The organism is Salmonella sp. 32082101201600294FB01SM01, assembly GCF_017572865.1.
GTDB classification, from domain to species: domain Bacteria; phylum Pseudomonadota; class Gammaproteobacteria; order Enterobacterales; family Enterobacteriaceae; genus Salmonella; species Salmonella enterica.
Window position 1 is genome coordinate 231797 of sequence record NZ_JAGESB010000003.1, and the last position, 26835, is coordinate 258631.

The 26835-nt window shown below is 49.3% G+C and carries 21 protein-coding genes; 6 read left to right on the top strand and 15 right to left on the bottom strand.

Annotation, left to right across the window (positions count from 1 at the left end; all coding sequences use genetic code 11):
- Window positions 1-3: 3 nt before the first annotated feature.
- The 7 genes from J4645_RS14345 to J4645_RS14375 all read right to left on the bottom strand — a co-directional run bounded on the left by J4645_RS14345 (window position 4) and on the right by J4645_RS14375 (window position 7503).
- Window positions 4-1206, bottom strand: a complete 1203-nt coding sequence (locus J4645_RS14345) for a hypothetical protein (RefSeq protein ID WP_023214725.1) — start codon at window positions 1204-1206, stop codon at window positions 4-6.
- A gap of 199 nt (window positions 1207-1405) precedes the next feature.
- On the bottom strand, window positions 1406-2356 hold the full coding sequence (ispH, locus tag J4645_RS14350; protein WP_001166423.1) for a 4-hydroxy-3-methylbut-2-enyl diphosphate reductase: 951 nt from the start codon (window positions 2354-2356) through the stop codon (window positions 1406-1408).
- Window positions 2357-2358: 2 nt separating this feature from the next.
- Entirely contained in the window at window positions 2359-2808 is a 450-nt protein-coding gene (gene fkpB / locus J4645_RS14355; protein ID WP_000047269.1) for an FKBP-type peptidyl-prolyl cis-trans isomerase, read from the bottom strand.
- A gap of 154 nt (window positions 2809-2962) precedes the next feature.
- Window positions 2963-3463 carry a signal peptidase II gene (lspA, locus tag J4645_RS14360; RefSeq protein ID WP_000042736.1) on the bottom strand — a complete coding sequence of 167 codons (501 nt, stop codon included), beginning with the start codon at window positions 3461-3463 and terminating at the stop codon, window positions 2963-2965.
- Window positions 3463-6297, bottom strand: coding sequence for an isoleucine--tRNA ligase (gene ileS, locus J4645_RS14365; protein WP_001563101.1), 2835 nt, complete (start codon window positions 6295-6297; stop codon window positions 3463-3465). The genes lspA and ileS overlap by 1 nt, the downstream gene beginning before the upstream one ends.
- A 44-nt stretch (window positions 6298-6341) precedes the next feature.
- Window positions 6342-7280, bottom strand: a complete 939-nt coding sequence (ribF, locus tag J4645_RS14370; protein ID WP_000767311.1) for a bifunctional riboflavin kinase/FAD synthetase — start codon at window positions 7278-7280, stop codon at window positions 6342-6344.
- A 7-nt stretch (window positions 7281-7287) separates the two neighbouring features.
- Window positions 7288-7503, bottom strand: coding sequence for a DUF2575 family protein (locus tag J4645_RS14375; RefSeq protein WP_001538903.1), 216 nt, complete (start codon window positions 7501-7503; stop codon window positions 7288-7290).
- A gap of 105 nt (window positions 7504-7608) precedes the next feature.
- On the opposite strand from J4645_RS14375, the gene rpsT reads away from it, so the two are divergent.
- The 3 genes from rpsT (at window position 7609) to J4645_RS14390 (ending at window position 11785) form a co-directional block, all read left to right on the top strand.
- Window positions 7609-7872: a 30S ribosomal protein S20 gene (gene rpsT / locus J4645_RS14380; RefSeq protein WP_001518655.1), complete on the top strand. Its 264-nt coding sequence runs from the start codon at window positions 7609-7611 to the stop codon at window positions 7870-7872.
- A gap of 460 nt (window positions 7873-8332) precedes the next feature.
- A complete protein-coding gene (locus J4645_RS14385) occupies window positions 8333-9706 on the top strand; it encodes an MFS transporter (RefSeq protein ID WP_000099988.1) in 1374 nt (457 codons plus the stop codon).
- 39 nt (window positions 9707-9745) lie between these two features.
- Window positions 9746-11785, top strand: coding sequence for a glycoside hydrolase family 31 protein (locus J4645_RS14390; RefSeq protein ID WP_023207913.1), 2040 nt, complete (start codon window positions 9746-9748; stop codon window positions 11783-11785).
- Between the two features lie 54 nt (window positions 11786-11839).
- Here the strand turns inward: J4645_RS14390 and nhaR are convergent, their stop codons facing one another.
- The 6 genes from nhaR to J4645_RS14420 all read right to left on the bottom strand — a co-directional run bounded on the left by nhaR (window position 11840) and on the right by J4645_RS14420 (window position 20026).
- Window positions 11840-12739: a transcriptional activator NhaR gene (gene nhaR, locus J4645_RS14395; protein WP_000062872.1), complete on the bottom strand. Its 900-nt coding sequence runs from the start codon at window positions 12737-12739 to the stop codon at window positions 11840-11842.
- A gap of 61 nt (window positions 12740-12800) precedes the next feature.
- Window positions 12801-13967 carry a Na+/H+ antiporter NhaA gene (gene nhaA / locus J4645_RS14400; RefSeq protein ID WP_000681340.1) on the bottom strand — a complete coding sequence of 389 codons (1167 nt, stop codon included), beginning with the start codon at window positions 13965-13967 and terminating at the stop codon, window positions 12801-12803.
- Between the two features lie 162 nt (window positions 13968-14129).
- Window positions 14130-15845, bottom strand: coding sequence for an aryl-sulfate sulfotransferase (locus J4645_RS14405; RefSeq protein WP_023214723.1), 1716 nt, complete (start codon window positions 15843-15845; stop codon window positions 14130-14132).
- Between the two features lie 126 nt (window positions 15846-15971).
- Window positions 15972-17225 (bottom strand): cytoplasmic protein, encoded by a 1254-nt coding sequence (locus J4645_RS14410; protein WP_077911091.1) that lies wholly within the window; start codon window positions 17223-17225, stop codon window positions 15972-15974.
- An 18-nt stretch (window positions 17226-17243) separates the two neighbouring features.
- A complete protein-coding gene (locus J4645_RS14415) occupies window positions 17244-18434 on the bottom strand; it encodes an anaerobic sulfatase maturase (RefSeq protein WP_023214721.1) in 1191 nt (396 codons plus the stop codon).
- Between the two features lie 98 nt (window positions 18435-18532).
- Window positions 18533-20026: a sulfatase-like hydrolase/transferase gene (locus tag J4645_RS14420; protein WP_000831886.1), complete on the bottom strand. Its 1494-nt coding sequence runs from the start codon at window positions 20024-20026 to the stop codon at window positions 18533-18535.
- A gap of 594 nt (window positions 20027-20620) precedes the next feature.
- Here J4645_RS14420 and J4645_RS14425 point away from each other — a divergent pair.
- Window positions 20621-21382 (top strand): outer membrane protein OmpK, encoded by a 762-nt coding sequence (locus tag J4645_RS14425; protein WP_000791534.1) that lies wholly within the window; start codon window positions 20621-20623, stop codon window positions 21380-21382.
- Between the two features lie 98 nt (window positions 21383-21480).
- Complete coding sequence (locus J4645_RS14430; RefSeq protein ID WP_000262866.1) at window positions 21481-23052, top strand: bifunctional UDP-sugar hydrolase/5'-nucleotidase; 1572 nt, start codon at window positions 21481-21483, stop codon at window positions 23050-23052.
- Between the two features lie 45 nt (window positions 23053-23097).
- Here the strand turns inward: J4645_RS14430 and J4645_RS14435 are convergent, their stop codons facing one another.
- A complete protein-coding gene (locus J4645_RS14435; RefSeq protein ID WP_001036504.1) occupies window positions 23098-24816 on the bottom strand; it encodes an aryl-sulfate sulfotransferase in 1719 nt (572 codons plus the stop codon).
- Window positions 24817-25338: 522 nt separating this feature from the next.
- On the opposite strand from J4645_RS14435, the gene J4645_RS14440 reads away from it, so the two are divergent.
- Window positions 25339-25776: a transcriptional regulator gene (locus tag J4645_RS14440; protein WP_000158343.1), complete on the top strand. Its 438-nt coding sequence runs from the start codon at window positions 25339-25341 to the stop codon at window positions 25774-25776.
- 7 nt (window positions 25777-25783) lie between these two features.
- Here J4645_RS14440 and J4645_RS14445 read toward each other — a convergent pair whose 3' ends face one another.
- Window positions 25784-26788 carry a LysR family transcriptional regulator gene (locus tag J4645_RS14445; protein ID WP_001247389.1) on the bottom strand — a complete coding sequence of 335 codons (1005 nt, stop codon included), beginning with the start codon at window positions 26786-26788 and terminating at the stop codon, window positions 25784-25786.
- Window positions 26789-26835 lie beyond the last annotated feature (47 nt).

A 26835-nucleotide genomic window follows, 5' to 3' on the forward strand; every position in this document is an offset into this window, starting at 1 on the left:
GACCTATTGTTTTATATCTTCGTACTCAGCGCGACTGATACAGGTATCAGGCACATCGTCATCCGTCACCAGACGCGGACTTAGCTTATTACCTTCGACAAACGGAACTAATGGGCAAAAACGCCCTGGCGATGCTTTGTTTTCCTGCCACTGAATCTCAAGCGATTCGGGCTCAGCGCCGGGTTTTTCTGCCTGAATCACGGTACGAACATTACCGGTTAGCCAAAAAGGTTGACACGTCTCATCAAGGCTAAAAGGCGGCGTCAAATGACCATTTTTACGTACTAGCGGATAAATAATACGCCCATCAGCGTAGGAAGGTATCATGTAGCAGTTATACATTTTGCCTTTACTGATCACAGGCTGAAAATAGCTTTCACCGCGATCGATCAGTTCAATCGTTTTTCCTTTCCAGCGATACACATTGACGCCATGACTGCAGCAACCACCGCGCCAATAGCTAACAATCTGTTTATGTTCAGCATCGATCTCTGGTGAAGTGATTTCCTGATAAGACGCTGGCGCATCAACATAACGCTGTTTGGCGGGGTCATAGAGCCATGTTTGTTCTGGAGCATTCGGCCCTGCAAGTAGCTCTGTTACAATCGACAGATCCGGGTAGCCATCAAAATTGACATCCCCCCATTGAGGCATAAACGGGCTACAAGTGCCCACCGAGGCGGTATCTAAGGTCTGTATGAGTTTACCATCACGGTATAATTTTATCGCCGAAATGGCCGGCGTATTGCCGCAATCAATCTCTTTGGAAGGGTCGTAACCCCCTGCATCATTCGTGTTCGTGACCAGCACAATATCAGGGGAGTTTTTAGGTTTGAGGTAGATAAGGGCAACAGGAAAATGTCGTTTTTTATCTGCGGACGTCCATTCGCCTTTAATCTCACTGCTGGAGATTTCCGCATTCCAGTAACCTGAAAGCGCCTTTACGCGTTCTTCAAGATGCACCTCTTTATCCTGGAGTGAGCCGCGTAGAACAATCGCTGCCTTGTGCTGATTGCAGGGTTCATAGCAGTAATACCCATAAAGCGTGTTACCAAATCGCGTGATATTAACGTTTACCGGTTTCCCCGCGATAGTTCCGGTATAGTTTCGCTCCCAGGCGGGTAGCTCCAGCACCGTGGCGCTTGTCGCGCCCATCCAAAATCCGATGGCGAGTAACGTTGCCAATCCATATTTTATTTTGCCCATTTCCCTTATCCCTGTAGGCATTACAACCCAAAAACCAGCAACGATTGTGCTGGTTTTTCAGATGAATAGCAAAAAGGTGGGGCATTAGCAAAGGATGACGACTACGCCTTATTCTTCCTGTCGCACATTGAATATCAAAAGAAATTCTTAAGATCTGGTCAACGTAGCGTCATCAGGCAGATTTCTGAATTGTGAAATCTTATTCGACCTCACGAACATCCACACGCAGCTCTTTCGGCACTTCGAAAACAATATTTTCTTCGCGCCCCTCAAGCGTGACAGCTTCGCCGCCGCCAAACTCGCGCAGACGCGCAATAACATTCTGCACCAGAATATCCGGCGCGGAAGCGCCAGCGGTGACGCCGACGCAGGCGGCGTCTTTCACCCACGCCTCCTGGATATCCGTCGCATCGTCGATAAGAAACGCGGTTCTTCCCATCCGTTGGGCCAGTTCCGCCAGCCGGTTAGAGTTAGAAGAGTTTTTCGAGCCGACCACCAGCACCACGTCAGCCTGCTCCGCCAGCGCCCGCACCGCTTCCTGACGATTAGTAGTGGCATAGCAAATATCGTCTTTGCGCGGGCCGACGATTTTCGGAAAGCGTTTACGCAGCGCATCAATCACATCGGACGTATCGTCCACGGAAAGCGTGGTTTGCGTCATGAAGGAGAGCTTGCCTTCATTTTTGACATTCAGCGTCCAGACGTCCTCTGGCGACTCAACCAGGTACATCCCCCCTTCCGGGTTGCTGTACTGGCCCATGGTGCCTTCCACTTCCGGGTGCCCGGCGTGGCCGATGAGAATAGACTCTTCACCGCGACGGCTGGCGCGCGCCACTTCCATATGGACTTTCGTCACCAGCGGGCAGGTGGCGTCAAAAACGGTAAGATCGCGGCTTTTCGCCTCGTTACGCACCGCCTGGGAAACCCCATGAGCGGAGAAGATCAGAATGGCGCCATCCGGCACTTCGCTAATTTGTTCTATAAAGATCGCCCCGCGCTTGCGCAGGCTGTCCACTACATAGCGGTTATGCACGACTTCGTGCCGAACGTAAATTGGCGCGCCGTAAATGGCGAGCGCATTTTCAACAATGCTGATAGCGCGGTCTACCCCGGCGCAAAAACCGCGTGGGTTGGCCAACAGGATCTGCATGTTTATGCCTCCAGCGCCGGATCGATTTCCAGCACTTCAATATCAAAGTGAACGGTATGCCCGGCCAGCGGATGGTTAAAATCAACGGTAATCGAGTCGCCGTTGATTTCGCGAATCACGCCAGGCATTTCGCTGCCATCCATTGCGGTAAAAAGCATAATCGCCCCGACTTCCGGTTCGCCCGCCGCCATAAACTCACGGCGCGAGAAATACTGGATCAAGTCCGGACTGGGGACGCCAAACGCGGCGTCAGGCTCCAGCGAAAACGCTTTCTTTTCCCCTTCTTTCAACCCCAGAAGCTGCTGCTCCAGACCTTCGGAAAGCGAGGTATCGCCAAGACGGAACAGGGCTGGCTTGCCGTTATTGCGGGTAGATTCCGCCGTTGAGCCATCATCCAGTTTCAGGGTGAAGTGAACGAGGATCGCGCTGTTGCTCTGTACGGATTTAGACATGCAAATTGCTCACGTGTTTTGCCCGGAGGCACAAAGAACGATAAAACCGTAGGCCGGATAAGGCGTTTTCACCGCCATCCGGCACCACGTTTGCCTGATGGCGCTGCGCTTATCAGGCCTACAAAACCGGATAAGCGCCACCCGGTATTTACGCTTATGCCTGTTCTTTCGCTGTCGGCTTCGGCAAAAAGCCTTCCAGTACTATCAGCGCAGCACCGATACAGATCGCGCTATCGGCAAGGTTGAACGTCGCGAAATGCCAGTCGCCGACGTAAAAATCGATCATATCGACAACAAAGCCGTGCCACAGACGATCGAACAAATTCCCCAGCGCGCCGCCGATGATTAACGCATAAGCGATGTTATTCAGCTTCTGCGTCGCTTTCGAGCGATACATCATCACCAAAAGAATTACGCAGATCCCTATCGCAATCCCGGCAAAGAACCAGCGCTGCCAGCCGCCGCTATCCGCCAGGAAGCTAAAAGCCGCGCCGTAGTTACGCGCATAATGCAGATTAAGCGACGGGAACAGCCCTACCGTATCCCCCAGAGCGAAATTCTGGAGGATCAGGTATTTGCTGCCCAAATCGATAATCAGCACGACTACTACCAGCCATAGCCAGCGTAGTCCTGTTGAACAGAGTGGTTTACTCATCAGGCAAATTTACGTTGTTCGCCATTACCGGCGATGTTGCTGACACAGCGTCCGCAGATATCTGCATGTTCCGCCACCTTGCCGACATCAGTAGTGTAGTGCCAGCAGCGCGGACACTTATCACCCTCGGCACGCGTTACCACTGCCTGAACTGTCGTATTACCAGCATTGTACTGAATATTTTCATCATCAATACCCCCCGCTTGCTCAGAAATCACGAACTGGGAAGTAATGAAGATAAATCTGACCTCTTCACCCAACAGTTTCAGCTTCTTGATCGTACCGTTAGCATCGTCAGCATATTTCAGCGTCACTTTTGCTTCCAGGTTCGATTTGATGCCATTGGCTTTCTGATTTTCCAGCTCTTTGTTGACCTGGTCCTTGATATAGCGGACATCGTCCCAGAATGCGTCATTAAATTCTTCATTCTCTTCCAGGCCAAACAACCCGTCGTACCATTCGCCGGTGAAGACATATTTTTCACGCTCGCCCGGCAGGTAGCCCCAGATTTCATCAGCCGTGAAGGACATGATCGGCGCCATCCAGCGAACCAGAGCTTCTGCGATATGATACAGCGCAGTCTGGCAGCTACGACGCGCGACGCTATCGGCCTTCGCGGTGTACTGGCGGTCTTTGATGATGTCGAGGTAGAACGAGCCCATTTCAACGGAGCAGAAGCGCATCAGGCGCTGTACCACTTCATGGAAGTCGTAAGCTTCGTATGCCTTCAGAATCTCTTGCTGCGCCGTTTTCGCGCAGCCCACCGCCCACCTGTCCAGCACCACCATCTCTTCCGGTTTGACCATATCGGTGGCCGGATTGAAGCCATTGAGGTTCGCCAGCAGGAAGCGCGCGGTATTACGGATACGACGATAGCTGTCGGCGGCGCGTTTGAGGATCTCGTCAGAGACCGCCATTTCGCCGGTATAGTCAGTAGACGCCACCCACAGACGCAGGATATCCGCGCCCAGTTTATTCATCACATCCTGCGGCGACACGGTGTTACCGATGGACTTGGACATTTTGCGCCCCTGACCATCGACGGTGAAGCCGTGAGTCAGTACCTGGCGGTATGGCGCTTTGCCTTTCATCGCCACGCTAATCATCAGGGAGGACATAAACCAGCCGCGATGCTGGTCAGAGCCTTCCAGATACATATCGGCAGCGTGACCGGCGAATTCCGGACGTGCGTCAACCACGGAGTAACTGGTGGAACCGGAATCAAACCAAACGTCCAACGTATCCGGAACTTTCTCGTATTGATCAGCATCTTCGCCGAGGATCTCTTTCGGGTCGAGATCCCACCATGCCTGGATACCGTCAACTTCGACGCGTTTCGCCACCTCTTCCATCGCCGCCAGAGTACGCTCAATCGGCAGCAGCTCCTGCGTTTCTTTATGCACGAACAGCGACATCGGTACGCCCCAGGTACGCTGACGTGAGATACACCAGTCAGGACGGTTAGCGACCATTGATTCAATACGCGCCTGACCCCAGTCCGGGATCCACTGAACGCCTTTGATCTCTTTCAGGGACTGTTGACGAAGCCCTTCTTTATCCATGCTGACGAACCACTGCGGGGTCGCGCGGAAAATGATCGGCGTTTTGTGACGCCAACAGCACGGATAGCTGTGCTGCATTTTTTCGACATGCAGTAGCGCGCCTTTTTCTTTCAGCAGTTCAATAACGATATCGTTCGCTTTGAAGACGTTAACACCGTCAAGCGTTGGATATGTGCCTGGCAGGTAAGCGCCGTCCGGCCCAACCGGGTTAGCCGTTTCCAGGCCATACTTTTGACCGATCACGTAGTCATCCGGGCCGTGACCAGGGGCGGTATGTACCGCGCCGGTACCGGCGTCCAGGGTGACGTGATCGCCGAGGATCGCCGGCACGTCAAAGCCCATAAACGGATGGGTAAAGCGCAGCAGTTCCAGCTCCGCGCCTTTAACTGTGCCGAGAATGGTGTATTCAGCCGCGCCAATACGCTGCATGACGCTTTCAACCAGATCTTTCGCCAGAATCACCGCCTGGCCGTCAATCTGCACCAGCGCATAATCAAAGTCCGGCGCCAGGGAGATGGCGCGGTTAGCCGGTAGTGTCCACGGCGTGGTGGTCCAGATAACCAACGAGATCGGGCCGCTCACGCCCGGCAAACCAAACTTCGCTTTCACCGCATCCTGATCGACGGCGCGGAACGCCACGTCGATAGACGGCGACGTTTTGTCGTAATATTCAACTTCCGCTTCCGCCAGCGCGGAACGGCAGTCAACGCACCAGTGCACCGGCTTAGCGCCTTTGTGCAGATGACCGTTTTTGATAATTCTGCCCAGCGCGCGGATGATGTTGGCTTCGGTTTTGAAGTCCATGGTCAGGTACGGATGCGACCAGTCGCCCAACACGCCCAGACGAATGAAGTCCTTACGCTGGCCGTCAACCTGAGTGGCGGCATATTCGCGGCACTTGGCGCGGAATTCAGCGGCAGTAAATTTCTCGCCCGGCTTACCGAACTCCTGCTCGACTTTCAGCTCGATAGGCAGACCGTGACAGTCCCAGCCCGGCACGTAAGGCGAGTCAAATCCCGACAGTCCTTTGGACTTCACGATAATGTCTTTCAGAATCTTGTTAACTGAGTGACCAATATGAATGCTGCCATTCGCATATGGAGGGCCATCATGCAGAATGAAGGTTTTTTTGCCTTTTTTGGCCGCACGAATGATGCCGTACAGATCATCATCGGTCCAACGCGCCAGCATTCCCGGTTCACGCTTGGCGAGGTCGCCGCGCATCGGGAACCCTGTTTCCGGCAAATTCAGGGTCGATTTATAGTCACTCATCAGATTCTCGGTTCCGTATTTCGGTTTGATAAACACCGTCAGGATTACACCTGCCCGGCTAGCCCAAAAAACTTGCGGGCCGTTAACTCATCGCGTGCGATTTGCGCTTTTAGCTCATCAAGCGACGCAAATCGCTGCTCATTACGTATCTTTTTACGCAGTATTACATCTATATGGCGACCGTAGAGGTCCATTACAACGTCCAGCAGATGCACTTCCAGTTGTTGACGCACGCCAGCCACCGTTGGACGAGTGCCAATGTTCGCTACGCCGGGTAACGGCTTATCGCCAAGCCCGGTGACTTCCACCGCATAGACCCCTTTTACCGGGGAGACCTGACGGCGCAGCGGTAAGTTCGCCGTCGGGAAGCCAATGGTACGTCCCAGCTCGTCGCCATGAACGACACGCCCGGAAATAGTAAAGGGATGTCCCAGCAGGCTTTCGGCAAGCGCCAGGTTATCTTCCGCCAGCGCCTGTCTCACTGCGGTACTACTGATACGCACGCCGCCTTCACAAAAGGTTTGGGTGCTGGAAACCGCAAAACCATACTCCGCCCCCGCCTTCTGTAATAACAAGAAATCGCCCGCGCGGCTAGCACCAAAGCGGAAATCATCGCCGACGGCAAGAAATTGCACGCCAAGTCGCTCCACCAGCAGTTCGCTGATAAACGTTTGCGCCGTCAAAGCGGCAAAGCGGCGATCGAATTTCACGCACAGCACATAGTCCACGCCGCACTGCGCAAGGTAATGCAGTTTTTCACGCAGGCGCGTCAGGCGAGCGGGCGCTTTATCCGTCGCGAACAGCTCCAGCGGCTGCGGTTCGAAAATCATGACCACCACCGGCAGACCGCGTCTGCGTCCTTCTTCCTGCAAACCCTGCAGTAGAGCGCGATGCCCCCGATGTACGCCGTCGAAATTACCAATGGTCAGCACACACCCATGCGGGGCCTGACTGAGATTATGTATGCCGCGTATCAGCTTCATGTCTGACTCAAAACAGTGAAAATCGCAAGAGTATACCTTGTACAGCGGTCAAGGTTAACCGACTATTGCCCTGAGGAAACATAAAGAAGATGCTTTTCATCGCCATGCGGCAAACTCCGCCCCAAAACCCGCCGCTTAATGCAATTTTTCTCATGGAAAGGCTGTATTCACAGCACGCAAGCTGGTAGAATCCTGCGCCATCACTACGCAACGAGTGCTGCAATTTAAACGGCGCTTATTTGCACAAATCCATTGACAAAAGAAGGCTAAAAGGGCATATTCCTCGGCCTTTGAATTGTCCATATAGAACACATTTGGGAGTTGGACCTTGGCTAATATCAAATCAGCTAAGAAGCGCGCCGTTCAGTCTGAAAAGGCTCGTAAGCACAACGCAAGCCGTCGCTCTATGATGCGTACTTTCATCAAGAAAGTATACGCAGCTATCGAAGCTGGCGACAAAGCTGCTGCACTGAAAGCATTTAACGAAATGCAACCGATCGTGGACCGTCAGGCTGCTAAAGGTCTGATCCACAAAAACAAAGCTGCACGTCATAAAGCTAACCTGACTGCACAGATCAACAAACTGGCTTAATCGCCTGCTTGTTATCAGCTTTGTAAAAAAACCCGCGTAAAGCGGGTTTTTTTATGCCTGCTATCTGGCGTTTTTCTCGTCAACCGCTGGCGCCGATCTCACTCGTTAACGCTCTTACTAACCAGCCTCTTTTTTCAGCTACTCCTCCCTTAGCCACGTCACGTAATACGTGAAAGTTATTTTCTTTCACTGTTTTCCTTTTTTTATTTCATTATTAAAAAAACTGTGACCACCTTAGCAAATAGAAACATCGCTCATTCAAAAACTAATAAACGCAATCCTGATGTAAGATTTGATAATTGATTGATGCCGTCGGGTTAACTACTTTTCATGTACACCTTACTCACTCATTTTAATCTGAGGTTAAATTCAGAAACGACATAAAAATAATATTTAAAACTTGCTTAGAAAGTAGAGGTTGTTTTTCTGGGCGTATCGTACCAATATCGGAGTTATCATTATGAGTTCTGTCATTGAGGATACCCAGCCTTCCGGGTCAGCATCATTGTCTTTACTACAGCGTATTAGCTACGGCTCTTTGGATGTGGCGGGTAATCTGCTGTACTGCTTCGGTTCAACGTACATTTTATATTTCTACACAGACGTTGCGGGCATTAGCCTTGCCGTAGCAGGCGTTATCCTGCTGCTGGCGCGTATTATCGATGGCATAGACGCCCCCATATGGGGGATCATCATCGATAAAACGCGTTCACGCTACGGTAAATGTCGTCCCTGGTTTTTATGGTTACCGCTGCCTTTTGCGGTATTCAGCGCGCTATCATTTTGGTCTCCTGATATCAGTATGACAGGAAAAGCCATCTATGCAGCAATATCTTATATGATTGCCAGCATTCTATTTACCGGACTTAATACACCACTCAGTGCAATATTACCCCTGATGACCTTATCTCCCAAGGAAAGACTGGTTTTAAATTCCTGGCGAATGACCGGTGGGCAAATTGGGGTTTTATTAATGAACGCGACCGCCTTGCCGTTAGTCGCTTTTTTAGGTAACGGTGATGATCACGCTGGTTTTATTTATACGGCAATTACATTTGCCATTATATCCTGCGCGCTAACGCTCTTTGCGTTTAAAAACATTCGTGAAATGGATACGGATAAAATACAGCATGAACCTAAGTTGCCGATGAAAAAAAGTTTCGCGGCGATGAAAGGTAACTGGCCGTGGATCCTGATGGTGCTGGCTAATCTGATCTTCTGGATTGCCCTACAGCAGCGCAACACGACCATTGTCTATTATCTGACCTACAACCTCGACCGTAAAGATCTGGTACCGCTGATTAACAGCCTGGCGACGATTCAGATCCTGTTTATCATCGCTATCCCCTTCTTTAGCAAATACCTGGCTAAAACCTGGATATGGGTAGGCGGTCTGCTGGTCGCCACGTTTGGCGGCGTCATGATGTGGCTGGCAGCGGACAACATTACTTTCCTCATCGCCGCCTGGATACTCGGCAATATCGGCAGCGGTATCGCCTGCTCAATGCCGTTTGCCATGCTGGGGTTCGCCGTCGATTTCGGCGCCTGGAAAACCGGTATTAAGGCTACCGGCATTCTTATCGCCTTCGGCAGCACCTTCTGCATCAAGATGGGTAGTGGCCTCGGCACCGCTTTCGCCGCCTGGATCATGAACAGTTTTGGCTATGTCCCCAACCATGCCCAGAGTGCTGCGGGTCTGGAGGGAATTATCTGGGCCTTTATCTGGGCACCCGCCCTACTCTTCGCGCTCGCAGCGATCCCACTACTTTTCTTTCGCAAATACGAAGCGATGGAAGAGAAGATTCGCCACGATCTGGAAACCATCAACTCATAACGTTCTTTACCTTCACCCTCGAATATGGGAGGCACCACCATGCCATTTATGCAACAAGACCCGCGTCGTCTGGTCTGGCAGCAAAACGATCGCTATTTATGGATTGAACCCTGGGGCGAGAACAGCCTGCGCGTACGCAGCGGCCGTCATCTGCCGGTAATGAGAAATGAAGACTGGGCATTGACTGAGCCAGTCGCAGAAAGTCAGTGCCACATTGATTATGAGCACCACCAGGCAACGCTGACCAACGGCAAAATTATCGCTATCGTCAATCAAAAAGGACAAGTTACCTTTTACCGCCATCCACACAAACCCCTGTTGCAGGAGTTCTGGCGCCTGCGGGGCGAAATTGGCGAGGATGAATCATCTCACGGCCAGTACGTCAGCGCACTCAACCTTGAGGGACGCGAGTTCCGCCCTATTCAGGGTGGGAAATATTCACTGAAAGCCCGCTTCGAAGCCACCGAAGGGGAAAAAATTTATGGTATGGGGCAGTATCAACAGGCCAACCTGGATCTCAAAGGATGCGTGCTTGAGCTGGCGCAACGTAACTCCCAGGCCTCAGTACCGTTTATGCTCTCCAGTCTGGGCTACGGATTTTTATGGAACAATCCGGCAGTCGGACGCGTAACCTTTGCCCAAAACGTTACCGAATGGGAAGCGCAGGTCAGCGAACAGTTAGACTACTGGATCACGGCTGGCGATACCCCGGCAGAAATTAGCCGGGCTTACGCGCTGGCTACCGGCACGCCGCCGATGATGCCGGACTACGCCATGGGCTTCTGGCAGTGCAAACTCCGTTATCGTACGCAGGAAGAGCTGCTGGAGGTCGCCCGCGAATATAAGCGCCGCAATCTGCCTATCTCAGTGATCGTTATCGACTTCTTTCACTGGCCGAATCAGGGTGACTGGATGTTCGATGCGCGCGACTGGCCCGATCCTGATGCCATGATTGCCGAGCTGAAATCGCTGGGAATTGAGCTGATGGTCTCCGTCTGGCCGACGGTAGATAACCGTACCGAAAGCTATCGGGAGATGCGTGAAAACGGCTGGCTGGTACAAACGGAACGTGGCTTGCCGATCAATATGGATTTCCTCGGCAACACCACTTTCTTTGATGCGACTCATCCGGGCGCGCGCGACTACGTCTGGGGCAAAGCCAAACGCAACTATTACGATAAAGGCGTGAAGCTATTCTGGTTAGATGAAGCCGAACCTGAGTTCAGCGTTTACGACTACGACAACTATCGCTACCATGCCGGGCCGGTACTGGAAGTGGGCAATATCTACCCACGTATGTACGCTAAAACCTTTTTTGACGGCATGAAAGCTGATGGCGAAGACCAGGTTATCAACCTGCTACGCTGCGCCTGGGCCGGCAGTCAGAAGTACGGCGCGCTGGTCTGGTCAGGGGATATTCACTCCTCGTTTAGATCGCTGCGCAACCAGTTTGCCGCCGGACTCAATATGGGAATCGCGGGGATACCGTGGTGGACGACGGATATCGGCGGTTTTCATGGCGGTAATATTCACGACCCGAAATTCCATGAATTGCTAATTCGCTGGTTCCAGTGGGGCGTCTTTAGTCCGGTGATGCGTCTGCACGGCAACCGCGATCCGCAAATTTTACCCGCGCAACCGTACCGGGATGGTATCGCCCAGTGCCCTACAGGTGCGCCGAACGAGGTCTGGAGCTACGGTGAGGAAGTATGCGACGTACTGACAGGTTGCCTGGCGTTGCGAGAAAAACTCAAGCCCTATATCAAAGCGCTGATGGAGGAAACCCATAAGCACAATTCGCCAGTGATGCGCCCCCTGTTCTTTGAATTCCCCGAACAGGAAACAAGTTGGGCAATCACCGACCAGTATTGTTTTGGTCCTGACCTGCTGATCGCCCCCGTCATGCATGAAGGTATGCGCGAACGTGATATCTGGCTACCGGAAGGGGAAACATGGACGGATCTTGCGACCGGTGAAAGCTATTCAGGAGGGCAAACGCTGCAGTACGCTACGCCACTGAACAGAATTCCGGTGTTTATCCGCGAAGGTGGGCAGTACCGCAGCCTACTGAATTTGTAGAATGACTCCGGCTGCGGGCTAGTACCGCAGCCGGAAGTATTACGGTAGGTATGTCTACTGAAGCTTAAACAATGCCGAGTAGTCCGCATTGCAAATACGCTGCACCGCCGGATGCTGGATCATTCTCTCGGCAAAAATCGCATGATATTCTTCCATGACATTCTCCACGCGTCCAATCTCTATTACCGACTCATCGGCATAAAAATCCAGCGAATAAAGGCTCGGCGCCACAAAAATCGCATCGTGTGTCGCGCCAAACGCCTTCATTAAGGCCGCGTCATCAAATTCGCCGAGGATCTCAACCTGCAACCCCTGCGAATTAAACCAGTTCAACAACTTACGCCCCAGCATTGAGCGCCGTCCCGGCACCAGCAACCGTCTCTCTTCCAGGCAGGCAGGGAACGCTTTTTCAGGAAGCGGATTCGTACACCAGAAACTGACGCTACATTCGCCGATTTTGACTGAGAATAGCCCCTCCTGCTGCGTCGAATCTATCGGGCAGTCGGAGATAATCATATCCAGCTTGTGCTGGCTGAGCTGTTCGAGCAACATTTCGTGCGTCGACTCAAAGCAACGCAGATGTATGGGTTCGTCCACCACCACCGCCGCATCCAGAACGCTGCTGACCAGACGCTTGGATAAAGCATCGGCGACGCCGACATCAAACAACAGGTTTGATTCTTTGCGGTAATTGACGATATCCAGCATCTCCTGGCTTAGCGTAAACATTTTGTCCGCATAGCGAAAAACCAGCTCGCCCAGTTCGCTGGGTTCAAGACCGCGTCCCTTACGTTTAAATAGCTTCCCCTGTAAACGCTCTTCCAGGGCTTTAATTTGACCAGTAATGGTTTGCGGCGTCAGAAAAAGCGCCTCTGCGGCACCCACGACAGAACCTTCTTTATAGACATGCCAGAAGTAATAAAGATGGTTGTAGTTAATATGAGACATGCTCATTCCTCTCCCTGTTCAATGTCGCAAGGGAGCGATACATCGCTCCCCCTTTCCTTCGTACTGGTTATGCCGGCGCGTTCAAACGCGCGCGCAACCAGCTATACCCCACCACTGCGGAGAGCAATGAACCAATCAAAATGCCCAATTTCGCCCAGTTAATAAGTTCCGGATCGACATTGCCAAATGCCAGGCTGGCGATAAAGATGGACATCGTAAAGCCAATGCCACACAAAATGCCGACCGCCATGATTTGCTGATAAGTGGTCCCCTGCGGCAGATGCGCCAGCTTGAAACGCAGCGCCAGCCAGCAAAACAGGCTAATCCCCAGCGGCTTACCAATCAGCAGACCGGCAATAATTCCCAGCGGCAGCATGGAGGTCAGACCGTCAATCGTGACGCCCTGAAGAGAAACGCCGGCATTCGCAAAAGCGAAGAGCGGCAGGATCAGGTACGCAACCCACGGGTGCAGAACATGCTCCAGACGCTTCGCCGGCGAGCGACCGTGTTTTTCTTTCAGCGGAATAAAGAAGCCGACAATGACGCCTGCCAGCGTCGCGTGAACGCCGGACTTCAGTACCGCCGTCCACAGCACTGCCCCGACCAGAATATATACCCCAGTCCGTCTGACGCCGCACAGGTTCAGCAGCGCCAGCACGGCAATCGCGAACGCCGCCACGCCCAGCGAGACGATAGAAAGATCGCTGGTATAAAACAGTGCGATAATAACGATGGCGCCGAGATCATCGATGATTGCCAGCGCCATCAGGAATATTTTCAGCGCCAGCGGAACCCGGCTGCCCAACAGCGCCAACACGCCCAGCGCAAAGGCGATATCCGTCGCGGCAGGAATAGCCCAGCCCTCGCGAGTGACCGGATCGGAGTAGTTAAAGGCCAGATAGAGCAATGCCGGTACAATCATCCCGCCGATGGCGGCAATCACCGGAAAAGCGGCCTGGCGCAGACTGGCTAACGAGCCTTGCATCAGTTCACGCTTAACTTCCAGACCAATCAACAGGAAAAACACGGCCATCAGCGCATCGTTGATCCACAGCAGCATGTTTTTGTTGATTTCAAGCGCCCCAACCCGTAGCTGAACCGGCGTCTCCAGAAAATCATGATACCATCCACTGGTCGCGCCCATATTGGCCATCAGCATAGCCAGCGCAGCGGCGATGATGAGAATGATGCCCCCAGAGGCATCGCTGCTAAAAAATCGGTGCAGATGTTTCACTTTTTATTCTCTCAATCAGGTGAATTCTTCGAATCTACTATCTTACCTCGCCTGACTCATCGTTAAAATTAGATTATATATGATGAATAGCTCGTTTTTTACGAAATGAAGTCCGACTTACGCCGGACCTTTTTAGTGCAGTCAGTTATTGATGATAGACCGCTACGCGTACAGATCCATTTTATACACCCGGAAACTGGTAATATCGTAGCGATAGCCTTCCCCGTTCGTTTCCGCGTTTTTGTAGTAACCTGACGTCATGGTCGCTTCAAAAAGCACGGTTTTCTCCGTAGGCGCAATCTCCTGTAAAATTAGCAGCCCCATCGCCTCACTGCCCGCCTGCGGATCGATAATATCGCTCTCGCCAGGCTGGCAAGAGATGGCGCGGCCATTTTCATCAAACGTGCAGTCGGCAAAATGCACCACAATATTGCCATTCTGTTGAATCGCTTTCGCGCTAACGCAGCTACTATAGCCACGCGCGCCCAGCTCCTTGCCGTATTCAAATGGCCGCATAACGGTCATCTCATTCATATTCACCACGAAATGGACAATGCGGCTGTAGTTATCCGGCGGTAACAGACTTTTGCTGTCATCACGCGAACGGTAGTTACCGTTATCAAACACCATAAACTCCACCATGCCCGGCGTATTATTGGCGATTTCAACGACGTTATGCTGGCCCCACGTCCAAAAGTCACGGTCAGCCGCGTCGATATCCTCCTGTTTGCTAAAGTCGTAAAGCGCCACACCTTCACTGTCGACCGGGGTTAAAAGATAAGGCTGATAAGCGTCGTCCCAGTCTTCATGCGTTGACAAAATAAAGCGTAGCGCTTGCGTTTGTAGATCGACGCCAAACACCGCGCTCTGATGACGCCCGGACGCAATTAACAACTGATTCGTCTCATTCACGTAGCTCTGGTTTATGTGCAGCCAGTCTTTAACCGTCGGGTCTTCTCCCGGCGCCGTACCTGAAGGACGGGAAACCCGCGTCGTATCCAGCACTTTCGCCATATCGTAGTAAGCGGTCTCCAGCCCGGTAGTCAGATCGACAACCGATACGCCGTCTTCATTGGTTTTCAAATCGTCGGGCCGACCCGAGGTATATTCAGAGGGCGCAACAATGGTATTGCTATCCCACGGCCAGATAGAATGGTGAAATTGATTATCGAGATTATAGAATGTGTGAAGACGCCCCATCATGTCGAACTCATACATATCCAGATAGGTATTTTTCGCTTCTGAAGTGGTGAGGAAATGGCCATTATCAATTCGAACAAAATTATAAGACGGATAATCCTGAGTAACGTACCAGCGCACCAGACCATTCTGATCTAATGCGTAATTATAGCGATCGAAATGCGTAATAAAATAAAACCCTGGCGCCATCTTGTCCGCATCGGTAGCAGGTTGCGTCACGTTGATAATCGGAAAACCTAATACGACCTCCGCGGAATCTACCGGCGGTAATGGCTGTGTGATGAGCGTATAGACGGCAAGCGGCGTATCTGCCTGAGAAAAGACAATACGGTTTTCAGTATCCGCTACCAGCCCCAGAACCGGCAACAGATTTGCGCCTGGCGTAAGGGTATAAAGATGTTCTACCGGCATCGCCGTTTTTGCCGCATCCTGGACCGTGACTATGATCTCAGCCGGTTCCAGACTCCAGACGCCGGCATAAGCGCTTAAAGGCGCCGTGCCGTAAGGGTCTAACAACATCAGCGCATTTTCTACCGTATTCTCTTGCGTGACCTGCGCAAGGCAATTTTCATAAATAGCAGTATGGTTAAGCACCATTTCATTATTGATATCGATACCCTGATTAATCGCCGGACGCGGCGCAGGAAGGACAACAGACGTTGCAGTTAACGTATTCATGATAAATCTCCAGTGTATTAATCTCATCACCCCTCATGGGGACCACGAAAATTAATACTCTGGATTTTTAAGCCGTCCGAATAAAATACCGCAACAACACCTCATCACACTTTTTATTTTAGCAATTTAGTTACGTGAAGCGTTATATTCAAATTTTAGGTAATCCAGTACGGCAACAACATTGCCAGGAGACATCCGGTTAAGATGCGGCAGGAAGGGATGGTTGTGAACATAGCGAATAAACGCCGTCGCGCTATTTAACGTCGCATGGCGTAACAAACCCACCTTTTTATTTCCTGTGAGATTGCATACCGCCATCGCATAATCCCGTGTGGAAAATGTACGCCAGACGTTGTTGCGAATTCCGCCGCTCAAAAACAACCGCGGAGGGAGATCGCGCTTGGGCGGCGTAACGCCTCTTTCACGCACAAACGAAATATGGCAGCGACCCTGACGAAGATAGCTAAAATTCGCCATCATACAGCCGCCGAGAATGAAGCATTCGTGATCGAGATAATGCTGGACATTCAGGGAGCGCTCATCCGTCAACGCCTGAACCAACTCAAAATGGCGATAAGCAGGTAATACGGGTTTTACTAACATCCCCGGATCGTTTTTATATAAAATGGCGGGGCCGTAATCCACATCAAATAATACATTGCGGCGCATGGTCAGCGCCTCTTTTCGCTGCACCAGATGCGCCAGCGTGCCGGACGGGAGTCGTTCTTCGTAATCAGAATGATATTGATAATCCGCTTCCACCGGTTGTGCGGAGTAATTCGTTGAGATCGCGACGACCTTACCGCTCTCTTCTTCCGCCGTCACCAACACGTATAAGCTGCTGTCGCCGCCGTTAAATTTCACGCGAAACGCCCGCGTGCTCATAGCGATGTCAAACGCGGGAAACACAAAATCGCGTTCCGCTTGATTAGCGCGACGGGACAGTTTTTGTAATTCGCGGCTAAAACCCGTGCTGTCTATCGCCAGCGCCGCCCGTATTTCAACTAGCGACGCTCCTTCGCCAATCAACGTGGCAAGGTTCTCTTGTCTGGCGTCGCCCCTGATAGCGGTATAGGAGATGAACGTTTTATTACACTGGCGGCAATACATACGCCGCTCACCTTTAGTGGAAAAACCATATTTTTTCAGCGACGTCCCGCCACAATGCGGACAGGACTTCACCAGACCTTTCCAGGATTGATTCGCCGCCTGGCGAAAAAGATTAAGCGATCTGGCTGAGATAATGGGGAACAAAAAACCGCACGCTCGACAGAGAACATTTTTCCCTTGCGGTAGATAGTCTGGACTCTCCAGAATCCCCAGATTTTTGCAGCCGGGCGTTTTGCAAGCATCGACATTAATGTGAGAAAACATATTCACTCCCTGCGAATACTACCTTCAAACAAATATTGACTTTATTTCTGCAGGTGAGATGCCTTTTTCATACAGGGTTCGCATGGCACTCATCGCCGTCGCGGTATGCGAGAAAAAAGCCTGATAACCTGCACACAGATAGTTATGATTGGTTGCGCCTGACGCAGAGAGTAAAAAACGATGTTTCGGACAGCCGCCATAGCAGGCGAACTTCCATTGACAGCGATGGCACTCCTGCGCCATTGAACGCTGTTTATCGCTGCCGAACTGGCGATTTTGTTCGCCCTGATTCATTTGACGCAGCGTCTTCTGGTGGATATTCCCCAGTTTAAATTGCGGATATACGAAGTGATCGCAGTTATAAACATCGCCGTTCATTTCCATCGCAAACGCGCTGCCGCAGGTGGGAGCAAAAACGCAAACCTGCGGCGGCAGGCCGCACCAGGCCGCCAGCGTCTGTTCAAATAGCTGGATGCCGATATCGCCGATATCCTCACGGATCCAGATATCAAATACCGCATTCAGAAACTGACCAAATTGCAGGCTATCGACCGACCACGGCGTCATCGCGATGTGTTTATCCTGCGGCTGCGCCAGCCCATTTTCCCCACAGCGTTCAACTAAAGGGATAAATTGCATATAGCGACTACCAATGCTTTTCAGGTAGCGATAGACCTGAACAGGATGGTGCATATTGGTACGGTTAACCACCGTGAGGGTATTAAATTCCACGTCGTGCTGCGCCAGACAACGCACCGCATTTTCTACTTTTTCATGCGTCGGCTTTCCGGAGCGCGTCACTCGCCATTCATCGTGTAACGCGGCATCGCCATCAATAGAGACGCCAACCAGAAAATCATGCTCCCGGAAGAAGGTCGCCCAGTCGTCGTTGATCAGGATGCCGTTAGTCTGGAAGGTATTGACGATGGTTTTGCCGCCACAATAGCGCTGCTGAAATTCAACGGCTTTACGATAAAACGGGATGCCCATTAATGTGGGTTCCCCGCCCTGCCACGCAAAAATGACCTCATCAATATCCTGTGCGGCAATCTGCTGCCTGATGAAGAGGTCGAGGGTCTCTTCCGACATTTTGTAATGGTTTTTTCGATCCGGATAGAGCTTTTCTTTCTCCAGATAAAAACAGTATTTGCAGTCAAGGTTACACACCGATCCGGTTGGTTTAACCATGACCTGACAACTTTTCCCAAACATCATTACCTTCCCTGAAATAAAAGAACCTGATCCGGCACAGAGTGACCGGATCAGGTGGGCATCGCCCTAAGTGGCATACTTAATTTTTTATAATTATTCCATTAGCCCCAGGTGACAGGCGTCGGCTTATCGCCACGGGCTTTCATCAGCGAATCGTTATCAATATCCTTTTTATACTTCAGGAACTTACCGTAAAGCTGTTTCTCAATCTGCGGCTGTTTACCAATTTGATTGAGCGTCTCGAAACGATCGGTTTTCAGGTTATAGAGATATTTAGGTTTATTCTGGCGATCGATGATCATCTTCCAGTCGCCGTCGCGGATCGCCCACTCATCCGTCGGATCGTCCTGGAACGGCATATCGATACCGAAGATCAGCGGTTTCTGGCGTTTTAAAGTCTTGTCCTTCAGGAGCGGAACTAAAGACTGACCGTCGTAGGTACGATCGGTCGGAAGTTTAAAGTCCATCATGTTGGCCAGCGTCGGCAGCCAGTCAAGACCATATACCGGCGTGTCCGTTACCATCCCCTGTGGAATGTGCTTGCCGTATTTGATGATTGCCGGTACGCGAATTCCGCCTTCCCACAGGTTGTCTTTACGCCCGCGCAGACCGTCGGTTTCCCCGGCCAGGTTCAGCTCGTATACCTTACGCGCTTCACGCGTGACAGGGCCGTTGTCGCTGGTAAAGATGACGATGGTGTTATCTTCCTCGCCCATCGCCTTAATTTTATCCAGCACTTTACCGACCTGCTCATCCATGTAGCTGATATTGGCGTAATATTCGCCGGTGCCGCGCCACGGTTTGTCTGCCCAGTCGCCGTAGAACAGATCCGGATGCTGCTTCTGGTAGTCGGTCATGTACTGCGAATACATATCAAGGTATTTTTTCGGCGACGCCAGCGGGCTATGGACTTCGGTAAAGGCGACATATAAGAAGAACGGATTATCGTCTTTCTTATTATCCAGCCAGTTCACCACTTCAGAGCTCACAAACTCGCCGCTCATCTTATCTGCGCGGCCAATATGTTGGCCATTACGAATCCACCCCGTAGGATGCACCACGCCATAGCGCGGGCGCTCCTTGGCGTTGTCCAGCGTAGCATCGGTGACAAATCCCGCCGGATTAACCAACGTATAGTCAAAGCCCATGTCTTTCGCCTGCGGCTGATCGGTGCGATCGCCGCCCGCATTCAGGTGTAATTTCCCCATCATCGCCGTATCGTAGCCCTGCTGTTTTAGCAGGTTGGCGATAGTCAGTTCATTACGCCCCAGCGCAACATCTTTGCCTTCCGGTATCCAGGAACGGATTCCGGTACGGAACGGCATACGGCCGGTTAACAGGCCCGCGCGGGAAGGAGAACACAGAGGCGCTGGCGCATAATAGTCGGTAAACTTCACCCCCTCCTGCGCCAATTTGTCTATGTTAGGTGTTTTAACGATGCGGTGCCCGTAGGTGGCGAGATCGCCATACCCTAAATCATCCGCCAGAATAATGACTAAGTTAGGACGCTTTGCGGTTGCCGCTTGCGCGGTTGATAATACGCTTCCAGCGCATAGCGCCAACCCTATCATACTGGCAACGACTGTTCTTTTCATTTCAACTCCTTTGAGTTATCGCACGGTCTGATTACGATATATTTGCCGATAGACCCGGCTGCGGAATACAGCCTGAATTAATTGCACTATATATATTCGATTTGTCTTATATTTCTTCCATTAACATCATTTTATCGTAGAAAATTATTCACACTCATTATAATATTAATACCATAAATATATTTCGTGCTAAAGAAAACACGCCTGAAGCAGTCTATAAAAAAAGAAATCGCGAACGAGTGATGCAGATCTCAAATATGGCCCATATGTCAGAACCGCTATTGTGATGTCAATATATGTTGCTGTTTCAACGGTAACACCCTCATTTACTGGCAGTAAGTTGTCTTTACGAGAGATTATTCCCATTCGAAGTTTCATTAATTTCATGCTATCCGGTGTGACTTTTACAACAGAGACATAAACTATAAATCAAATAGTTATTGCGTAATAAACAACATTATCTGACACGAATATTTGACGATTATATGTCGCTGATATTTTTGAGACATCTATCACCTACGTATAAAAAGACACTCCTTAGAATTCGCTTCTTTACACAACATTTCACTGTGTTTTTACCTCATGGAGTTGAGCATGAAAAATAAGAAATATATTAATAGTCTACTCGCCGCATGTGTTCTTTTCTCTTGCTTTAATGGCCAGGCAGCGGAATTGAAACGCGTATACGGTAAACTTAGCTTCGGATATGGCGACTGGAATAAAGGCTTTGTCAATGTCGATCGCGGCGAAGTGTGGAAAGCGGTAGCCGATTTCGGCGCCGTGTTTGACAGGGGCGAATTTGCATCATTTTATGAAATGAACGTGCTCAACCATCCGGTAGAAGGCCGTAACCATGTTACCCAATTTCTGGGACATTATAGGGTGGTAGAAGGCTCTAACTTTACCGCAATGATGAAACTCTATATGTCGATGGAGAATAAATTCGGTGATGAATTAAACATGATGTACGGGGTAGGTTATCTGGGTTTAACCAGCCCATCAGGCTTTATTAAGCCCTATTTCGCTGTTCATAACTTATCGAACGATTATACCTCTAAAAAGTATGGACAGGCGACAGGCTTTAACGGTTATGTTCTCGGTTGGGTCGCGGCTTATAACTTCGATATGTTTAATGAAAAGTTCGTCATTTCAAACTGGAACGAAGTTGAAATGGATCGTAATGACGCCTACGCCGAACAACAGGGTGGGACGACCGGCCTGAACGGCGCGGTAACGTTTACATGGAAATTTATGCCGCGATGGACCGCCTCCGTCTCTTACCGTTACTTCAATAATAAATTGGGGTATGACGGCTACGGCGACCGTATGAATTACCTGATCGGCTTCGAGTTTTAATAATTAATAAACTTGATGAATATTACTTAATTTCCCCGGTTTGTAGTCGTGAATGATACGACTACAGACATTGTTTTTCTTTAATGTAGCGTAAATGGATGGTTTATATGAACAAAAAGTTTTCGATATCCCTACTGTCGCTGTGCATTGGTTTGTCTTCAGCCATTTCCTTTTCAGCCGATGCGCGTGACATCACAATTTATTATACAAACGATTTACATGCCCATGTGACCCCGGAAATTATCCCCTATGTATCCAAGACACGTCCGGTAGGAGGCTTTGCTCCCATCTCGAAAATTGTCAAAGATGCAAAAGCGAAAGAGAAAGATGTCTTTTTCTTTGATGCTGGCGACTATTTCACCGGACCTTTTATCAGTACGCTGACCAAAGGCGAGGCTATTATTGATATTTTAAATACCATGCCTTACGACGCCGTCTCTGTCGGTAACCATGAATTTGACCATGGCCATGAGAATCTGGTTAAACAACTCAGCAAATTGCAATTCCCGGTATTGTTGGATAATGTTTTTTACAGCGGCACAGATACGCCATTAATTAAAGAACCGTATACCATCGTGGAAAAAGATGGATTCAAGATCGGCGTCATCGGTATGCACGGCGTTTCCGCATTCTATGAAGCGATTGCCGCAGGCGTGCGTGAAGGCGTTGACTGCCGCGATCCGATTCCTTATGTGAAAAAACAGCTGGAAGAGTTAAAAGGGAAAGTTGACCTGACCGTGCTGCTGGCCCACGAAGGCGTGCCGGGTATGCAGTCCAGCGCGGGCGAGGCTGATGTCGCACGCGCGCTGAAAACCGACGTTGATATGGCGAAATCGCTGGAAGGCTATGGACTTAACGTCCTGATTACCGGCCATGCGCATAAAGGTACGCCAGAACCGATTAAAGTGGGCGATACCCTTGTCGTTTCCACGGATGCGTACACCATCGAATTAGGTAAACTGGTGCTTGACTGGAACCCGGAAACCAAAAAAGTGGACAGCTACAATGGTAAGTTGATCACCATGTATGCGGATACTTATAAGCCAGATCCGGTCACGCAGGCCAAAATTGACGAATGGGATAACAAGGTTAAGAAAATTACCGATGAGGTGGTCGCGCACTCTCCGGAAGTGCTGACCCGTTCTTACGGTGAATCCGCGCCAACCGGCAACTTAATCACCGATGCCCTGATGGCTACCGTTCCTGGCGCCGACGCATCCTTCTATAATGCTGGCGGCATCCGTACCGAATTGCCTAAAGGTAATATCACCTATGGTGATGTGCTGAGTATGTATCCGTTCACCAACGATGTCATGAGCATGGAAATCAGCGGTAAGGACCTGAAATCCATCATGTCACACGCTGCCGATCTGAAAAACGGTATGCTGCACGTATCGAAAACCGTCCAGTTTAAATATGACAGCACCAAACCGCTGGGCCAGCGTATTGTTGAATTTGATATCAAAGGCAAACCGGTAGAAGACAATAAACTCTATACCGTCGCGCTGGATTCCTTTATCGGTAAAGGTGGTGGCGGATTTACCTTCACTAAAGGTAAAAATATCAAATATATAGGGATACAAACCGCACCAGCGTTGGTTAACTATATGAAGCAGGTTAACAATATTCAACCTGACCACACCATGCGCGTGGATGATATTAGCAAATAAGCCATAATGTTATGCGGTCGATAACCGGCCGCATAACATACTTAGTTATGCAAACAGCGGCATTTTGTATACCCGAAATGCAGAAATATCATAACGATAATTCGTGCCATTCGTCTCTTCGTTCTTGAAATAGCCCGACGTCACCATCGCTTCGAATAAAACCTCTTTCGTCTCTTTATTGATTTCTTGTAATACCAGTCGGCCTAACGCCTGTTGCCCTTCATCCGGATCGACAAGATCGCTGGAACCTGGTTGCGCGGTAATGGTATGTTCAAACTCATCAACCGTCGTCGCGCCGAAGTGAATAACCAGGTGACCATTAGTCAATAAATGCTTAGCGCTCACAAAACTGCTATAGCCCCGGTTCCCGACTTCCGTTTTACCATATTCATACGGACGCGTTACGGTCATCGTGTTTAGGTTTATTTTAAACTGCACCACCCGGCTGAAGTTATCGAGAGGCAACAGACTTTTCGCATCTTCGCGTGAACGATAGTTACCATTATCAAAGACCATAAACTCCAGGATACCAGGCTCATCATTTGGAATTTCAACAATGTTATGCTGCCCCCAGGTCCAGAAATTCTTATCTGCCGCATCAATCCCTCCCGGCGAGGTAAGATCATACAGCGGGACGCCATCATCATCGACAGGGGTTAATAAGTATTGCCTGAATTCGTCAGACCAATCCTCATGGTTCGCCATAATAAAGCGCAGTTCGCCGGAATCCACATTTACGCCAAAAATCGCGCTCTGATGTCGACCGGAACAGATCAGCAAATTGTTGGGTTCATTAATATAGCTTTGGTTGATATGCAGCCAGTCATCCATTGATACGTCCTGACCTGGCGCGCTTCCGGAAGGACGCGGCGATCTGGAATAATCCATCACATACAGCATATCGTAATAGGCGACTTCAAGTCCGGTAGATAAGTTAATAATAGAAACGCCATCTTTCCCGGTTGAGTAACCATCTGGCCGTCCATTGCTATATTCTGAAGGCGCAATCGCCAGATTGTTCTCAATGGGAAGAATGGAGTGATGGAACTCATTGTCGAGAAGATAAACCGTATAAACCCGTCCCATAATGTCAAATTCATACATATTCAGACAATGGTTTATTCCCTGTGACGTCGCCAGGAAATGGCCGTTATCCATTCTGACAAAATTATAAGAAGGGATTTCCTGACTTACATACCACCGGACAATCCCGTTATGATCAAAAGCCAGATTATACCGATCAAAATAAGTGGAGAAATAAAGCCCTTCCTCCATCAGCGAGGCCTGCTGCGCAGGACAGGAGACGCTAATAATAGGGAAACCGAGGCTCACGTTAGCCGAATCCGTGGGCGGTAATGCGTCTGTCATTACTGTATATTGCCCGACAATTTGCGAGGCAAGGCGTAGGGTAATCTGATTATTCACCGCGGATACCATCCCACACACAGGAATAAGGTTAGCGCCCGGATGTACATCATATTGATAACGCACTGCCTCTGTCGTCGCTTCGCTATCAACAACATTGATCTCAAGCGCGGCAGCTTCATCAATCCAAATCCCCAGATAGAGACTCAACGGGGCGGTCCCGTAGGGATTTACGGTGACAATGGCCTTGTCACAGGTATTAGATTGCGTGATCTCCGCTAATCGTTGTTCATATATGGCGTTATGGTTTAACACCAATGCGTTATTGGTATCGATTTTCTGGTTAATCGGCTCACGCGGTGCGGGCAAGTTAACCATTGACGAACTTTTCTTATTCATACGTTTCTCCTTATTAATTCAGATATAGACAACGAGCGGCCACAACATGCCAGCCCGTTGCTTAGCAAATAACCCTACGTCAACAAGAGAAATCGGTTTAATAATTTAAAATAAAACATCCATAAAATAACACCCAGACTAACACTATTCTTTATCATCCGGAGATTTTATTTCCCTGGCGCTACTATAAAAGCATAACAATTATGTAGCATTAATGCTTTGCGACCAATAGCCTATACCTTTTTAATGGTTGGCATAGGCCTTACGCCGTAATTCAAATTATTTTATACCAACAATAAATCAATCAAAGCACATCAATCTACTGATAAAAATTAACACTACTATCATTTTATTTTTAGAGTAACTAAAAATAAAACTTTAGCTTTTCTAAAAAACCATCATTTTTGTGACATGATACGATTTTCTCTGGAAAAAAGGCGCTATTACAGTCACGCCAGTTGATCCCTAAATTTAATATGCATATTATTATCGCCACCCCCATTAAACCCATAAAATAACATCATGACTATTTATTTAATTAACAGCACGCACACTTACAATGATAAGACCAATGAGCTAAAAAACATAAAAACGGGAAAGATGATAAAAATTGCCGCAATGCGTATAAAGTGTCTGGAATATATGCTGAATCACGCACAACAAGAGATTATTTATAAAAAACAGCTCACTAATGAACTTTGGGGGGAAAGAAGTCAATTTATCAGCGACGCCAATCTGACCCAGATTTTATATCTACTGCGGCGCGACCTTAAAGGCTTTGGCCTGAGCCAGTTTTTTTCCACGGTGCCCCGAACTGGTATTAAAGTTGATGCTAACATTATTATCAGCAATGAAAATAAAAACCATCCCTCTTCTTTAAAAAAAGAAGGGTATAAATATATGGCATTACTTTTCGCTTTACTGACCATGGTCATAACGGTTATTTATTTAATACAATAATTTGATATTAAACCGACAAATCGCATAAGGATGTGCTTCCTTCAACCAAAGCGTCAGGCTGCTTTTCCTGGCTAAAAAGAAAGGTCGACTGAAATGTTGATATCAGTTTTTTGGCATTTTTATAATGGATGCTGTTTGTAGCCAGATAAGCATAAACGGGTAACGTACGAAAAATTATTTCATCAGGCATACGTAGTATTTTTATATTATAACGCCGTACATCTCTAAAATAAGTAGCAATCTTTCCTGGCAAAATCGCAACCATATCGCTTTTCTCAACAACACCGATAACTCCAAATAGTGAATCACTATAATAACCTATTTCCCTGCGCCCCGCATAAGGCGTACTGCTCTTGAATAAATCAATGCTATCAGCGGTGAAAGAAGAGAACATATCTGAATGATAGACAGCATGTCTGGCAGCATAAAAATTATATAAAGAAATTTTTTCAAGCCCAACCAATGGACTTTTTTCACCACAAACACAAACAAAATCAGATAAATTATCAATAAGATAACTTTCGATCATCTCACTCTTAATATCCAGAATTCCCATGATGACATCCGCATAACCATGCGTCAGCATGGAGGCTGGCGAGTATTCCCCTGTTTTTTTAATCGCATAGTGTTTAATAATATATCGATTCACCAACATCATATCCAGCAACGCCGGAAAATAGTAATTTTCAGTGATATCACTCCCCAGAACAATGAGTTCATTACTCTCCTGAGCATCTGTTTTATCGCAAAGTGTGTTTTCTATAGATTCAATTGCCTGGCGAAATACCTGGTGGAGCGATTTACCTTTGCTGGACGGGACTAATCCTTTGCGGGTTCTGATAAATAACTCTTCGCCATAAAGATTTTGTAAGCGAAGAAGAGCCTGAGAGATCGCCGCAGGCGTGACATCCAGTTTCCTCGCCGCCCTGGTTGCATTTCCTTCAGTAATAACCGTATCGAATACTTTGATCAGATTGTAGTCAATTTTTTTAGCATTTTTTATTGGCCGCATATAGGTTATCCTGGCTGGTATAATCTGGCACCATCATTTAAAGCGCA

What these genes read in the sequence shown, in the direction of transcription:
- J4645_RS14345 (WP_023214725.1), bottom strand. Translation starts at nt 1,206, where the DNA reads ATGGGCAAAATAAAATATGGATTGGCAACGTTACTCGCCATCGGATTT.
- ispH (WP_001166423.1), bottom strand. Translation starts at nt 2,356, where the DNA reads ATGCAGATCCTGTTGGCCAACCCACGCGGTTTTTGCGCCGGGGTAGAC.
- fkpB (WP_000047269.1), bottom strand. Translation starts at nt 2,808, where the DNA reads ATGTCTAAATCCGTACAGAGCAACAGCGCGATCCTCGTTCACTTCACC.
- lspA (WP_000042736.1), bottom strand. Translation starts at nt 3,463, where the DNA reads ATGAGTAAACCACTCTGTTCAACAGGACTACGCTGGCTATGGCTGGTA.
- ileS (WP_001563101.1), bottom strand. Translation starts at nt 6,297, where the DNA reads ATGAGTGACTATAAATCGACCCTGAATTTGCCGGAAACAGGGTTCCCG.
- ribF (WP_000767311.1), bottom strand. Translation starts at nt 7,280, where the DNA reads ATGAAGCTGATACGCGGCATACATAATCTCAGTCAGGCCCCGCATGGG.
- J4645_RS14385 (WP_000099988.1), top strand. Translation starts at nt 8,333, where the DNA reads ATGAGTTCTGTCATTGAGGATACCCAGCCTTCCGGGTCAGCATCATTG.
- J4645_RS14390 (WP_023207913.1), top strand. Translation starts at nt 9,746, where the DNA reads ATGCCATTTATGCAACAAGACCCGCGTCGTCTGGTCTGGCAGCAAAAC.
- nhaR (WP_000062872.1), bottom strand. Translation starts at nt 12,739, where the DNA reads ATGAGCATGTCTCATATTAACTACAACCATCTTTATTACTTCTGGCAT.
- J4645_RS14405 (WP_023214723.1), bottom strand. Translation starts at nt 15,845, where the DNA reads ATGAATACGTTAACTGCAACGTCTGTTGTCCTTCCTGCGCCGCGTCCG.
- J4645_RS14415 (WP_023214721.1), bottom strand. Translation starts at nt 18,434, where the DNA reads ATGATGTTTGGGAAAAGTTGTCAGGTCATGGTTAAACCAACCGGATCG.
- J4645_RS14420 (WP_000831886.1), bottom strand. Translation starts at nt 20,026, where the DNA reads ATGAAAAGAACAGTCGTTGCCAGTATGATAGGGTTGGCGCTATGCGCT.
- J4645_RS14425 (WP_000791534.1), top strand. Translation starts at nt 20,621, where the DNA reads ATGAAAAATAAGAAATATATTAATAGTCTACTCGCCGCATGTGTTCTT.
- J4645_RS14430 (WP_000262866.1), top strand. Translation starts at nt 21,481, where the DNA reads ATGGTTTATATGAACAAAAAGTTTTCGATATCCCTACTGTCGCTGTGC.
- J4645_RS14435 (WP_001036504.1), bottom strand. Translation starts at nt 24,816, where the DNA reads ATGAATAAGAAAAGTTCGTCAATGGTTAACTTGCCCGCACCGCGTGAG.
- J4645_RS14440 (WP_000158343.1), top strand. Translation starts at nt 25,339, where the DNA reads ATGACTATTTATTTAATTAACAGCACGCACACTTACAATGATAAGACC.
- J4645_RS14445 (WP_001247389.1), bottom strand. Translation starts at nt 26,788, where the DNA reads ATGCGGCCAATAAAAAATGCTAAAAAAATTGACTACAATCTGATCAAA.